This window comes from Microbacterium pollutisoli, from assembly GCF_053586795.1.
In genome coordinates, this window is the sequence record NZ_JBNYWT010000006.1 from 207,477 (window position 1) to 220,347 (window position 12,871).

The following is a 12,871-nucleotide window of genomic DNA, read 5'->3' on the forward strand; positions in this document are numbered from 1 at the left end:
AGAAAAGTACTTCAGGTTATCGCCAGCTCGACGCACACTGGATGCATGACCCTTCCCCTCGACGGCATCCTCGTGGCCGATTTCAGCCGCGTGCTGGCCGGTCCGCTCGCGACCGCGATGCTGGCTGACCTGGGGGCGCGGGTCATCAAGGTGGAGCGACCCGGCACCGGCGACGACACGCGTGCCTGGGGCCCCCCGTGGACCGAGAACTCCGCGTCGTACTTCGAGAGCGCGAATCGAGGCAAGGAGTCGATCACGCTCGATCTCGCCGATGCCGACGACCTCGCGCTGGCCCGGGAGTTGGCGGCGCGCGCGGACGTCTTCGTCGAGAACTTCCGGCCGGGGGCGCTCGCCCGCTACGAGCTGGACTACGCCCACGTGAGCGCCGCGAACCCCGGGGTCGTGTACTGCTCGGTCTCGGGGTTCGGCAGCGGGGCCGGTGCGCACCTTCCCGGGTACGACTTCCTCGTTCAGGCGGTCGGGGGACTCATGTCGATCACCGGAGACCCCGATGACGCAGGGGGAACCCCGATGAAGGCCGGCGTCGCCCTGGTCGATGTGCTGACGTCGAAGGATGCCACCACCGGCGTCCTCGCCGCCCTGTACGCCCGGCGGGAGACCGGGCGCGGGCAACACGTCAAGGTGGATCTGCTGTCGAGTCTGCTCGGGTCGCTCGTGAACCAGGCCTCGTCGTACCTGACCACCGGCGTCGCGCCCGGTCGGATGGGCAACGCGCACCCGTCGATCGCGCCGTACGAGTTGGTGCCCTGTGCGAATGGCCAGATCGCGGTCGCGTGCGGCAACGACAGCCAATTCCGCAAGCTCGCCGCGGTGCTCGGCAACGAGGCCCTGGCTGATGACGAGCGCTTCGCGACCAACGCTGAGCGGGTGCGCCATCGACCCGCTCTCATCGCAGAGCTCTCGGCGCTCCTGGCCGCCGCCGACGCCGATGCGTGGGTCCCGCGCATCCTGGCGGTGGGCGTCCCGGCCGGGAAGGTCGGGACCGTCGCCGACGGATTCGCGCTCGCCGCCGAGCTCGGGCTCGAACCCCTCGTCGACATGGGCCCTGGCCGACCCGCGCAGGTGCGGCATCCCATCACCTACTCCGACACTCCCGTCACCGAATACACAACCCCACCGCGTCTCGGCGAGCACAGCGATGCCGTGCGCCGCTGGCTGCAAGAGAAAGAAGCATCATGAGCCACCTCGACCCGATGAGTCTTCCCGCCCCTGATCCGGCCGACCCCGCGGCCCTCGACGACCTCCTCACCGAGGACGAGAAGGAGGTGCGCGCAGCAGTGCGTCAGCGGCTGGACGTGATCGCCGAGCCCTACATCGCGCAGTGGTTCGAAGACGGCGGTATCCCTGACATCCGTGAGCTGACGAAGGAGCTGGGTTCGCTCGGCGTGCTGGGAATGCACCTCGAAGGCTACGGCTGCGCCGGCATGTCGGCGACCGAGTATGGCCTCGCGTGCCTCGAGATCGAAGCCACCGACTCAGGCCTGCGCTCGCTCGTCTCGGTGCAGGGATCACTGGCGATGTTCGCGATCTGGCGGTGGGGGTCCGAGGAGCAGAAGCAGGAGTGGCTCCCTCGCATGGCAGCGGGAGAGGCGATCGGATGCTTCGGCCTCACCGAGCCCGATGTCGGTTCCGACCCCGCGGCCATGACGACGCACGCCCGTCGCGACGGTGACGACTGGATCCTCGACGGCCGGAAGATGTGGATCTCGAACGCGCCCTACGCCGATGTCGCCGTCGTGTGGGCCGCCACGGAAGACGGCGTGCGCGGGTTCATCGTGCCGACCGACACCCCCGGGTTCTCCGCCCCCGAGATCAAGCACAAGCTGTCGCTGCGCGCTTCGGCGACCGGGGAGCTGGTGCTCGATGGCGTGCGCCTGCCCGCCTCGGCGATGCTCCCGGAGGCCCGGGGGATGAAGGGCCCGTTGTCGTGCCTCAACGAGGCCCGGTATGGAATCGTGTGGGGATCGCTGGGCGCCGCGCGCTCGAGCCTCGAGGCCGCGCGCCGGTACTCTCGCGACCGCGTGCAGTTCGGCCGGCCGATCGGCGGGTTCCAGCTCACGCAGCAGAAGCTCGCCGACATGTCACTGGAGTACATCAAGGGCTACCTGCTGGCCGTGCATCTCGGGCGCCGCAAGGACGCCGGCCAGCTGCGCCCTGAGCAGGTCTCGATCGGCAAGCTCAACAACGTCCGCGAGGCGCTCGAGATCTGCCGCACGGCGCGCACGATCCTCGGCGCCAACGGCATCTCGCTCGAATACCCGGTGATCCGGCACATGAACAACCTCGAGTCGGTGCTCACGTACGAGGGCACCGTCGAGATGCACACCCTCATCCTCGGCCAGGTGCTCACGGGCGAGGCCGCGTTCCGCTGAGCCCCGCCGCGCCGGGTCCGCGCGGTGTCCGCAGCACGGGGTCCCCCGCACGGGTCCGCAGCACCGGGTCCGCCGCACCGCGGCACCACGCCCCGCCAAAGTTCAGTTGCCGCATTCTGCGGTCACACCCCGCGATTCGTGACAGCTGAACGCCGCGCCCCGCGCTTCAGTTGCCGCGTTCTGCACGCACTCGCAGCAATTCGCGGCAATTCGCGGCAACTGAACCGGCCGAACGCGGCCGAGCGAGACCCAACCCGACACAACGCCCCCGTCAGCTCACGATCGTCTCCTCGACCCACGCGAGGTACTCGTCGGTGACCGTGCCGGTGACGTAACGCCCGTCGAAGCAGCTCATGTCGAGGTCCTCGACGTCCGGCGTGCCCTCGAGGATCGCCGCCTTGAGGTCGTCGATCTCCTGGTAGACGAGGTGGTCGCAGCCGAGCTCCTCGGCGATCTCCGGGATGGTGCGGCCGTGCGCGACCAGCTCGTGCCGCGAGGGCATGTTGATGCCGTACACGTGGGGGAAGCGCACCGGCGGCGCGGCCGAAGCGAACGTGACCGTCTTCGCCCCGGCATCCCTCGCCATCTGGATGATCTGCTTCGACGTGGTGCCCCGCACGATCGAGTCGTCGATCAGCAGCACGTTCTTGCCCTTGAACTCACTGGACATCGCGTTGAGCTTCTGACGCACGCTCTGTTTGCGCACCGCCTGCCCGGGCATGATGAACGTGCGCCCGACGTAGCGGTTCTTGTAGAAGCCCTCGCGGTACTCCAGCCCCAGCTTGCGGGCGACCTGCATGGCGGCCGGTCGTGCCGAGTCCGGGATCGGCATGACGACGTCGATCGCACCCTCGGGCGTGTGCTTGGCGATCGTGTCGGCCAGCCGCTCGCCCATGCGCAGGCGCGACTCGTACACCGAGATGCCGTTCATGATGCTGTCGGGGCGGGCGAGGTACACGTACTCGAAGGAGCACGGCACCAGGCTCGGGTCGTCGGCGCACTGCTGGGTGTGCAGGTGGCCGTCGAGATCGATGAACACCGCCTCGCCGGGCTCGACGTCGCGGACGACCTCGAAGCCGCCGTTCTCGAGCACGAGCGACTCGGATGCCACGGTCCACTCGTACCGGCCGTCGGCGGCCTGGCGGGTGCCCAGGATGAGGGGGCGGATGCCGAACGGGTCGCGGAAGGCCAGCAGCCCGTATCCGGCGATCAGTGCGATCGCCGCGTACGAGCCCTCGACGCGGCGGTGCAGCCGGGTGACGGCGTCGAAGATCTGCTCGGGGTCGAGTTCCAGACCGGAGATGACGGCCTGCAGCTCGCCGGCGAGCACGTTGACCAGCAGTTCGGTGTCACTGGAGGTGTTCAGGTGCCGGCGGTCCTTGCGGAACAGCTCTTCGGTGAGCTCGCGCGTGTTGGTGAGGTTGCCGTTGTGCACCAGCACGATGCCGTAGGGCGCGTTCACGTAGAACGGCTGGGCCTCCTCCTCGCTCGAGGCGACGCCCTTGGTGGCGTAGCGCACGTGGCCGAGGCCGATCTCGCCCAGCAGCGCACGCATGTCGCGCGTGCGGAAGGCCTCACGCACCTGCCCCTTGGCCTTGGCGATGTGGAAGACGCCGTTGCGCTCGGCGGTGGCGATGCCGGTGGAGTCCTGGCCGCGGTGCTGCAGAAGGAGGAGGGAGTCGTAGACCTCTTGATTGACGGGGCCCTGACCGACCACGCCGACGATTCCGCACATGAGGTGTTGCTGGTCCGTTCTCTCAGTAGCTGCCGACCAGGCGCACGGCGCCGCCGTCGACGCCCTTGGCGCCCTGCTCGTAGTCGCCGTCCGGGCGGGGACCGTCGTGCACGGTGCCCACCTGCCAGGTGGCGATGCCCTCGGCCGACAGAGTGGATGCCGCGGCCTCGGCCTGCTCGGCGGCGACGACGGCGAGGAATCCGATGCCGAGGTTCCAGGTGCCCTCGGTCGCGGTCAGGTCGAGGCCGCCCAGGTCGGCGAGCACGCGGAACACGGGCGGGGGCGACCAGGTGGAGCGGTCGACGTCGACCCACGTGCCCTGCGGGAGCACCCGGGCCAGGTTCGCGGCGATGCCGCCACCGGTGACGTGGCTGAGCGAGTGCACGCTGTCGCCGTACTGTGCGATCAGGCGCAGCAGCGGCGAGGTGTACAGACGGGTGGGCTCGAGCAGCTCCTCGCCCCACGTGCGGCCGAAGTCGGCGGCGTGGTCGCCGTAGCCGATGCCGGCGCCGGTGATGATGTGACGGATCAGCGAGTAGCCGTTGGAGTGCGGCCCGCTGGATGCCAGGGCCAGCACCGCGTCGCCGGGCTGCACGCGCTCGGCACCCAGCACCCGGTCGGCTTCGACGACGCCCGTGGCGGCGCCGGCGACGTCGTAGTCGTGCGGACCGAGCAGGCCGGGATGCTCGGCGGTCTCGCCGCCGACGAGGGCCGTGCCGGTGGCCGAGCAGCCGTCGGCGATACCGCGCACGATGTCGGCGATGCGCTCCGGGAACACCTTGCCGGTGGCGATGTAATCGGTCATGAACAGCGGCTTGGCGCCCACCACGACGATGTCGTCGACCACCATGCCGACGAGGTCCTGCCCGATGGTGTCGTGCTTGTCGATCGCCTGCGCGATGGCCACCTTCGTGCCCACACCGTCGGTGCTGGTCGCCAGCAGCGGGCGGTCGTAGCCCTTGAGCGCGGCGGCGTCGAACAGGCCGGCGAATCCGCCCACACCGCCGAGGACTTCGGGGCCGTGGGTGCGCCGGACGGCCGACTTCATCAACTCGACGGCAAGGTCTCCCGCCGCGGTGTCGACGCCGGCTTCGGTATAGGGGTTCGGTGGGGTCGAGGCCACGCCTTCAGCCTACCCGCCCCGCACCCGTGCGAACGCCCCGCGCCCCCGCCCCGTTACGCCCCCGCCCCGGGCGCGCCGCCCGCGCCGCCGCGGCGGGGGCGGGCCGCCCTAGGATGGGCGCCATGAGTGCGGCGGGAAAACCGGAGTGGGTGGTGCGCGAAGACGCGAGCCTTCCGGTGCTCATCGCGCTGTATCTGCGCCAGACGCTCGGCATTCGCTCGCCCGACGAACTGCCGCACCTGCGACAGGTGCCCGCCGGTGCGCCGGCCGATGACGACGCCCACCGCGAGCTCGAACGACAGTGGCGCGCGTTCTGGGCGATGACCGTCGAGCCGCAGGCGCACCCGTCACCGGTGCCGCTCGACCTCGTCGACGGGTTCGAGATGCTCACGGCGCTGCCCACCGAGGGCTTCGACGAACTGCGCACGGCGATCATCCCCCACGGGCCGGATGCCGTCGCCTATGCCCGCGTCGCCCATGAGCGCTACCGGTCGACCGCACACGTGGGCACCGGCACCTCTTACCGGGCGTATGCGAGCGCGATCGCCCAGCACGAGCGTCAGATCGGCCGGCGTGCGCACTCGTTCGAATTGAACGTGCAGGTGCTGCCGCTCACCCAGCGCGGCGTCTGGTGGATCGGGTCGCTCACGATCGCGGTGACCGACGGGCTGCGCGGCGACGTGGTGGCCTTCGACAAGGCGATCGCGCCCGTCATCGCCGACATCGCCTGACGCGCCGATCCTCGCTTGACGCGCCGGCCCCTCCCGCGACCCTCACCGGGGATGCCGGGAGGCCGACCTCAGTCCTCGTCGTCGCGGACGCGCGTGCGGGCGATGCGGACCTCGTGCGAACGCCGGGCGGCGGCACGGTCGAGCACGAGGGCGAGGATGCCGGCGAGCGCGACCCCGAGCGGGATCGCGTACAGTGCCAGGAATCCGAACACCTGGCCGGTCGAGTAGGTCACCCCGGTCGTGGGGCTCTTCCACCCGTCGAAGACGAACGTCAGGATGAGTGCGGCGAGCGCACCCACGGCGGCGCCCGCGACGAGGAACACCCCGTAGCGGGGGCTGCGGCGCACGCGCGCGGTCTCGATGGATTCGCCGGCCGGTTCGGTCATAGCATCCATTCTCCCACCCACAGGGCGGAGCGGATCCCGGCATCCACGCGGGAAGGCAGGCCCGACCCCGCGAGCTGATCAGGGGCGCAGCGGCAGCAGATCCGCCAGGTCCGCGCGCGTGCCGGAGGCGTGCACCCGCCCCGATGCGGCGGCGTCAGCCCAGGCTTCGACGCCGGTGGCGACGGCGATCCAGGTCGCGGCATCCATCTCGACGACGTTCGGCGGGGTGCCGCGCGTGTGCCGCGGCCCCTCGACCACCTGCACCGCACCGAAGGGCGGCACCCGCACCTCGACCGAATTGCCGGGCGCCTTCTCGACCAGAAGCTGCAGCAGGTACCGCACGGCGGTGGCCAGATCGGTGCGCGCGGGCCGCTCCGCGGCGGCGACCGCGGCCAGGGCGGCGCGGCCGTCGTCGGTGGAGATCTTGCGCGCCATGACGCCCACCGTACCGGCGGCGGGCGGCCTCGGTAGGCTGGAGGGGTGAGAATCCTCGTCCTCGGTTCGGGCGCGCGCGAGCACGCCATCATCCTCGCGTTGCGTGGGGAGGACGCCGGCCACGAGCTGTTCGCCGCCCCCGGCAACGCGGGCATCGGCCGCGACGCGACGCTCGTGCCCGCGCTCGACCCCGCCGATCGCCGCGAGGTCGCCCAGTACGCCATCGACGAGAACATCGACCTGGTCATCATCGGTCCCGAGGCCCCGCTCGTCGCCGGCGTCGCCGACGCGCTGCGCAAGCGCGGCATCCCGGTCTTCGGGCCCGGTCAGGCCGCCGCGCAGCTGGAGAGCTCGAAGTCGTTCGCCAAGCGCATCATGGAGGCCGCGGGCGTTCCCACCGGCCGCGCCACCCGGGCGCACAACCGCGCCGAGCTCGACGCCGCCCTCGACGCGTACGGTGCGCCGTACGTCGTGAAGGCCGACGGGCTGGCCGCCGGCAAGGGCGTCATCGTCACCGAGGACCGTGCCGCCGCGATCGCCCACGCCGAGGCCTACCTGTCCGACGGCGCCGTGCTGGTCGAGGAGTTCCTGACCGGGCCCGAGGTGTCGCTCTTCTTCCTCTCCGACGGCGATCACGTGCTGCCGCTGTCGCCCGCCCAGGACTTCAAGCGCGCGCACGACGGCGATGCCGGCCCGAACACCGGCGGCATGGGTGCCTACTCGCCGCTGCCGTGGCTGGCCGGCACGTTCGGTGGCGAAGCGGAGTTCGTCGCCCAGGTCACCCGTGAGGTCGCCGAGCCCGTCATCCGGCAGTTGGATGCCGAGGGCACGCCCTTCATCGGCCTGCTCTACGCCGGGCTCATCCTCACCGACTCCGGCATCAAGGTCATCGAGTTCAACGCGCGCTTCGGCGACCCGGAGACCCAGGTCGTCCTCCCGCGCCTGGTCACCCCACTGTCGCGGCTGCTCATGGCGGCCGCCAGCGGCCACCTCGAGGACGAGCCCGCGCCGCAGTTCGCCGAGGCCGCCGCGGTCACCGTCGTGCTCGCGAGCGAGGGCTACCCGGCGGCACCGGTGACCGGCCGCACGATCGAAGGGCTGGATGACGCGGCATCCGTCGAGGGCGTGCACCTCGCGCATGCGGCGACCGCCGAGCGCGACGACGCCCTCGTCGCCACCGGCGGCCGCGTGCTCAACGTCGTCGCCCTGGGTGACACCTTCTCCGAAGCACGCGACCGCGCCTACCGCGCGATCGGCCGGATCCGCCTCGAAGGCTCGCATCACCGCACCGACATCGCCGCCGCCGCCGACGGCTGATCCGGCTCAGCGCGTCGCGAGTTCGGCGGCGACCCCGGCCAGCACACGCCGGAACGCGGTGGCTGCGGGGGACAGTCCGCCCGCCTCGCGCACCGAGGTGAACACCGTGCGGTGCGGGTCGCCGGGCAGGTCGATGAGCCGGCACGCCGGCGCGGCGCCCTCCCAGATGAGGTCGGGCAGCAGCGCCACGGCGTTGCCGGTTTCGACGAGGCGCACGTGCGCCTGCAGATCGGCCGTCTCGTAGCGCACATCCGGCTCGAACCCGGCGGCGCGGCACTGCTGCTCGGCGTAGTGCCGCGAAGCGGCGCCGTGCGGCTCCATGACCCACGGCCTGTCGGCGGCGTCGGCCACTGAGTGGATGCCGGCGTGCCCGGCCGCGGGCACGGCGAGGCGGATGGCGTCCCGCGTCAGCGCCTGCCGGTCCAGCCCCGTGTGGTGCGGGGCCGCGTGGGCGGGGTACTGCTCGGCCACGACCATGTCGAAGTCGCGCATCCAGGTCTCGCGCAGCGCCGTCTCGGGTTCCCGCTGCACGAGCTGCACCCGCACCTGCGGTGCGAGTTCGCGCATGGCCTGCAGCGCGGCCGGCAGCAGCGCCAGCATCGCCGACTGGAACACCGCCACCCGCACGGTGCCCGACAGCTCGGCGTCGGGGTCGTGCAGCTCGGCCACGGCGCGCTCCATGATGTCGAGCAGATCCTCCGTGCGCGCGACCAATCGCTCCGCGGCCGGGGTGAGCCGGACGCCACGGCCGGCTTTGCGCAGCAGTTCGACCCCGGCCTCGCGCTCGAGCTGGGCGAGATGCTGCGACACCGCCGAGGGACTGTAGGCGGCGGCCTCCGCGACCGCGGCGATGGTGCCGCGCAGGTGCAGTTCGCGCAGCAGGCGCAGCTTCTTCAGATCGAGCATCACCGGCATCCAATCATGAAGTGAAGCTGAAGGGAATACGCGAGAAAGCGTTGCTTTTCTTTCCATCGCCCCGGGCGCACACTGGTGCCGACCCCTCTGCCTGCCTACGCTCGGACCCAGGGAGCAGTCATGACCACGCACGTCAACGACGACACCACGCACGACGCCGACCTCGCCGACGAGACCGTCGCGCTGGTCCATCGGTGGCTGCACGAAGCCGCCGACATCCCCGCCTCGGTCGCCGCGTGCCGCCTGGCCGGTGTGCTGAGCGACCCGAACGGCCTCGCCTTCACGACCGGGTTCGTCGACGGCGTCGTGCGCCCGGAGGACACGCGGGTGGCGGCGGCCGCGCTGCGCCGGGTGGCCCCGTTGGTGCCCGCGTTCCTGCCGGCGCCGCTGCGTGCGGCCGTGCGGCTGGGCGGTGCCGTGGGACCGATCGCGCCGGGCATCGTCGTGCCCATCGCGCGGGCGGTGCTGCGCCGCATGGTCGGGCACCTCATCGCCGACGCGCGCGACGACAAGCTCGGCCGGGCCATCACGGCACTGAGCCGCGAGGGCGTGCGCCTGAACATCAACCTGCTGGGCGAAGCGGTGCTCGGCTCCGCCGAGGCCCAGCGCCGCCTGGACGGCACGCTGCGGCTGCTGCGCCGCGACGACGTGGACTACGTCTCGGTGAAGGTGTCGGCCATGGTGGGACCGCACGCGCCCTGGGGCTTCGACGAGGCCGTCGAAGCGATCGTCGAACGGCTGCTGCCGCTGTACCGTCAGGCCGCGGCATCCACCCCGGCGAAGTTCATCAACCTCGACATGGAGGAGTACCGCGACCTCGATCTGACGATGGCGGTGTTCCAGCGCCTCCTCGACCGGCCCGAGTTCACCGGGCTCGAGGCGGGCATCGTGCTGCAGGCCTACCTGCCCGACGCGTTCGACGCCATGGTGGAACTGCAGGAGTGGGCTGCGGCCCGCCGCGGCCGCGGCGGCGCCCCCGTCAAGGTGCGCCTGGTCAAGGGCGCGAACCTGCCGATGGAGCACGTCGACGCCGAGATCCACGGCTGGCCGCTGGCCACCTGGCACACCAAGCAGGACAGCGACGCGCACTACAAGCGCGTGCTCGACTGGGCGCTGCAGCCCGACCGGGTCGCGAACGTGCGGCTCGGCATCGCGGGGCACAACCTCTTCGACATCGCGCACTCGTGGCTGCTCGCGCAGCGGCGCGGAGTCACCGGCGCGGTCGAGTACGAGATGCTGCTGGGCATGGCCGAGAGCCTCGCCGAGGTCGTGCGCCGGGAGGTCGGCTCGCTGCTGCTGTACACCCCGGTGGTGCGGCCCGAGGAGTTCGACGTCGCCATCGCGTACCTGATCCGGCGCCTCGAAGAGGGCGCATCGAGCGAGAACTTCATGTCGGCGGTGTTCGAGCTCGACTCCGACCCGGCGCTGCTGCAGCGCGAGACCGACCGCTTCCTCGCGTCCCTGGCCGACGTGGGCGCCGACGTCCCGCGCAGTCACCGCGTGCAGGACCGCACCGCCGCGCCCGCACCCGGGCTCACCTCCGGGTTCCGCAACACTCCCGACACCGACCCCGCCATCGAGGTGAACCGCCGGTGGGGTCGGGACATCCTCGCCCGCGTGCCCGCCTCACAGCTGGGCGTCGCGACCGCGGACGCGGCGATCCTGCCCGACGCCGCCGCGGTCGACACGGTACTCGAGCGCGCCCGCGCGGCGGCGAGCGCGTGGCAGGAGCTGGGAGCCGACGGCCGCGCCGAGATCCTGCACCGTGCCGGTGACGCCCTCGAGCGTCGCCGCGCGCAGCTGCTGGAGGTCATGGCATCCGAAGCGGGCAAGACGCTCGACCAGGGCGACCCGGAGGTGTCGGAGGCCATCGACTTCGCCCACTATTACGCCGAGCGGGCCCGTGAGCTCGGCGACGTCGACGGCGCCGTGTACACGCCCGCCGATGTGACGCTCGTCACGCCGCCGTGGAACTTCCCCGTCGCGATCCCCGCCGGCTCCACGCTGTCGGCGCTCGCGTCGGGGTCGACCGTGGTGATCAAGCCGGCCCGCCAGGCCCGCCGGTGCGGTGCCGTCATGGTCGAGGCGCTGTGGGAGGCGGGGGTCCCGCGCGAGGTGCTGCAGCTGGTGCAGCTGGCCGATTCGGCGCTGGGCGAGAAGCTCGTCGCCTCGCCCCTGGTCGACCAGGTGATCCTCACCGGCGGGTACGAGACGGCCGAGATGTTCCGCGGATTCCGCTCCGACCTGCGGCTGCTGGGCGAGACCAGCGGCAAGAACGCGATCATCGTGACCCCCAGCGCCGACCTCGACCTCGCGGCGAAGGACGTCGTGTACTCGGCGTTCGGCCACGCCGGGCAGAAGTGCTCGGCGGCGTCGCTGGTGATCCTCGTGGGGTCGGTCGCGAAGTCGCGCCGGTTCCACGACCAGCTGCTCGATGCCGTCCGGTCGCTGCACGTGGCCCTGCCCACCGACCCGACCGCCGAGGTGGGGCCGGTCATCGCGCCGCCGTCGGGCAAGCTGCTCGAGGGGCTGACGACACTGGGCCCGGGTGAGCGCTGGGTGATCGAGCCGCGGCCGCTGCCCGAGGACGACCGACTGTGGACGCCGGGGGTCCGCGCCGGGGTGCGCCGCGGGTCGGAGTACCACCTGATCGAGTACTTCGGTCCCATCCTCGGAGTGATGACCGCCGCCACGCTCGAGGAGGCCATCGCAATCCAGAACGACATCTCGTACGGCCTCACCGCCGGCATCCATGCGCTCGACGCCGAGGAGATCCGCACGTGGCTGGCGGGCATCCAGGCCGGCAACCTCTACGTCAACCGCGGCATCACCGGCGCGATCGTGCAGCGTCAGCCGTTCGGCGGCTGGAAGAAGTCGGTCGTCGGCTCCGGGTTCAAGGCCGGCGGTCCGAACTACCTGATCGGCCTCGGCCGGTGGTCGGATGCCCCCGTCGGTGCCGACAGTTCGAGCGCCGTCAGCGTCTCACCGGCGGCGCGGGTGGTGTCCGCGGCATCCGCTTCGCTCACCGACGACGAACGCGCATGGCTCGCCGAGGCGATCGCGAGCGACGAGGCCGCGTGGCAGGACGAGTTCGCCACCCCGCGGGACCGCACCGGGCTGGCCGCCGAGCGCAACGTGTTCCGGTACCTGCCGGTGGATGCCGACATCCGTGCCGAGCGGGGGGCTTCCACGGCGCAGATCGTGCGCGTCGTGGCGGCGGCGGTGCGCACCGGCAGTCGCGTGACCTTGTCGGTGGCCGAGGCGCTGCCCGAGGAGATCGCCGCGGCGATCCGCGACGCGGCGATCGACGTGCGCGTCGAGGATGCCGCCACCGCGCACGCCCGCTACATCGCGCAGCCCTGGCCGCGCGTGCGGCTGATCGGAGCCGACGGCGCCGAACTGATCCGCGCCGCCGGCGGACGCCCGGACCTCACGGTCTTCGACGGCGAGGTCACCCGCGCCGGGCGCGTCGAGCTGCTGTCGTTCCTGCGCGAGCAGGCGGTCAGCATCACCGCCCACCGGTTCGGCAACCCCGACCCGCTGGCCCACGCGGTGCTGTAGGGGCGGGGCCTAGGCACCCGCACGCCAACTTGGCGCTTATGGGGCCTATGCCCGCGGAATACCCCACATTCACGCCAACTTGAGCAGACCAACGCAACCGGGACCCCCACCCACCCGAGCAACTTGGCGCTTATGGGGCCTATCCACCCGGCAGATTCAGGGGGTCAGTGCAACACCTGAATCTGGAGGTGGGGCGTGGGTCCTGAGGTGTTGTTGGAGTCTCGTGTGGGGGTGTTGCGACTGGCGGTGTCGGTGGGCAGCGTGCGGGAAGCGGC

10 protein-coding genes are annotated in these 12,871 nt (G+C 71.6%); 5 read left to right on the top strand and 5 right to left on the bottom strand.

All coding sequences use genetic code 11. From position 1 onward, the window contains the following. The first annotated feature begins 45 nt into the window (after positions 1 to 45). Positions 46 to 1,200: a CaiB/BaiF CoA transferase family protein gene (locus tag ACQ143_RS13860; RefSeq protein WP_449571292.1), complete on the top strand. Its 1,155-nt coding sequence runs from the start codon at positions 46 to 48 to the stop codon at positions 1,198 to 1,200. After that, complete coding sequence (locus tag ACQ143_RS13865; RefSeq protein ID WP_449571293.1) at positions 1,197 to 2,393, top strand: acyl-CoA dehydrogenase family protein; 1,197 nt, start codon at positions 1,197 to 1,199, stop codon at positions 2,391 to 2,393. Before ACQ143_RS13860 ends, ACQ143_RS13865 begins: the two co-directional genes overlap by 4 nt. Positions 2,394 to 2,664: 271 nt before the next feature. On the opposite strand, the gene purF is transcribed toward ACQ143_RS13865, so the two are convergent. Together purF and purM are read right to left on the bottom strand one after the other, a co-directional pair. After that, positions 2,665 to 4,128 carry an amidophosphoribosyltransferase gene (gene purF, locus ACQ143_RS13870; RefSeq protein ID WP_449571294.1) on the bottom strand — a complete coding sequence of 488 codons (1,464 nt, stop codon included), beginning with the start codon at positions 4,126 to 4,128 and terminating at the stop codon, positions 2,665 to 2,667. Between the two features lie 22 nt (positions 4,129 to 4,150). After that, positions 4,151 to 5,251 carry a phosphoribosylformylglycinamidine cyclo-ligase gene (gene purM / locus ACQ143_RS13875; RefSeq protein ID WP_449571295.1) on the bottom strand — a complete coding sequence of 367 codons (1,101 nt, stop codon included), beginning with the start codon at positions 5,249 to 5,251 and terminating at the stop codon, positions 4,151 to 4,153. A gap of 122 nt (positions 5,252 to 5,373) precedes the next feature. Here purM and ACQ143_RS13880 point away from each other — a divergent pair, with 122 nt between their 5' ends. Then, the gene (locus ACQ143_RS13880) at positions 5,374 to 5,982 is read left to right on the top strand and encodes a zinc-binding alcohol dehydrogenase (protein WP_449571296.1); all 609 of its coding nucleotides are present in this window, start codon (positions 5,374 to 5,376) and stop codon (positions 5,980 to 5,982) included. Positions 5,983 to 6,050: 68 nt separating this feature from the next. Here ACQ143_RS13880 and ACQ143_RS13885 read toward each other — a convergent pair whose 3' ends face one another. Beyond that, positions 6,051 to 6,368 carry a potassium transporter Trk gene (locus ACQ143_RS13885; protein WP_449571297.1) on the bottom strand — a complete coding sequence of 106 codons (318 nt, stop codon included), beginning with the start codon at positions 6,366 to 6,368 and terminating at the stop codon, positions 6,051 to 6,053. A gap of 78 nt (positions 6,369 to 6,446) precedes the next feature. Then, positions 6,447 to 6,803 (bottom strand): sterol carrier family protein, encoded by a 357-nt coding sequence (locus tag ACQ143_RS13890; RefSeq protein WP_449571298.1) that lies wholly within the window; start codon positions 6,801 to 6,803, stop codon positions 6,447 to 6,449. Positions 6,804 to 6,848: 45 nt separating this feature from the next. Here ACQ143_RS13890 and purD point away from each other — a divergent pair, with 45 nt between their 5' ends. Further along, positions 6,849 to 8,120, top strand: coding sequence for a phosphoribosylamine--glycine ligase (purD, locus tag ACQ143_RS13895; protein WP_449571299.1), 1,272 nt, complete (start codon positions 6,849 to 6,851; stop codon positions 8,118 to 8,120). A gap of 6 nt (positions 8,121 to 8,126) precedes the next feature. Here the strand turns inward: purD and ACQ143_RS13900 are convergent, their stop codons facing one another. Continuing rightward, positions 8,127 to 9,026 (bottom strand): LysR family transcriptional regulator, encoded by a 900-nt coding sequence (locus ACQ143_RS13900; protein WP_449571300.1) that lies wholly within the window; start codon positions 9,024 to 9,026, stop codon positions 8,127 to 8,129. Between the two features lie 129 nt (positions 9,027 to 9,155). Between ACQ143_RS13900 and ACQ143_RS13905 the strand changes: the two genes are divergently transcribed. Further along, a complete protein-coding gene (locus tag ACQ143_RS13905; RefSeq protein WP_449571301.1) occupies positions 9,156 to 12,596 on the top strand; it encodes a bifunctional proline dehydrogenase/L-glutamate gamma-semialdehyde dehydrogenase in 3,441 nt (1,146 codons plus the stop codon). Positions 12,597 to 12,871 lie beyond the last annotated feature (275 nt).

What these genes read in the sequence shown, in the direction of transcription:
- ACQ143_RS13880 (WP_449571296.1), top strand. Translation starts at nt 5,374, where the DNA reads ATGAGTGCGGCGGGAAAACCGGAGTGGGTGGTGCGCGAAGACGCGAGC.
- ACQ143_RS13885 (WP_449571297.1), bottom strand. Translation starts at nt 6,368, where the DNA reads ATGACCGAACCGGCCGGCGAATCCATCGAGACCGCGCGCGTGCGCCGC.
- ACQ143_RS13860 (WP_449571292.1), top strand. Translation starts at nt 46, where the DNA reads ATGACCCTTCCCCTCGACGGCATCCTCGTGGCCGATTTCAGCCGCGTG.
- ACQ143_RS13865 (WP_449571293.1), top strand. Translation starts at nt 1,197, where the DNA reads ATGAGCCACCTCGACCCGATGAGTCTTCCCGCCCCTGATCCGGCCGAC.
- ACQ143_RS13900 (WP_449571300.1), bottom strand. Translation starts at nt 9,026, where the DNA reads ATGCTCGATCTGAAGAAGCTGCGCCTGCTGCGCGAACTGCACCTGCGC.
- purF (WP_449571294.1), bottom strand. Translation starts at nt 4,128, where the DNA reads ATGTGCGGAATCGTCGGCGTGGTCGGTCAGGGCCCCGTCAATCAAGAG.
- ACQ143_RS13905 (WP_449571301.1), top strand. Translation starts at nt 9,156, where the DNA reads ATGACCACGCACGTCAACGACGACACCACGCACGACGCCGACCTCGCC.
- ACQ143_RS13890 (WP_449571298.1), bottom strand. Translation starts at nt 6,803, where the DNA reads ATGGCGCGCAAGATCTCCACCGACGACGGCCGCGCCGCCCTGGCCGCG.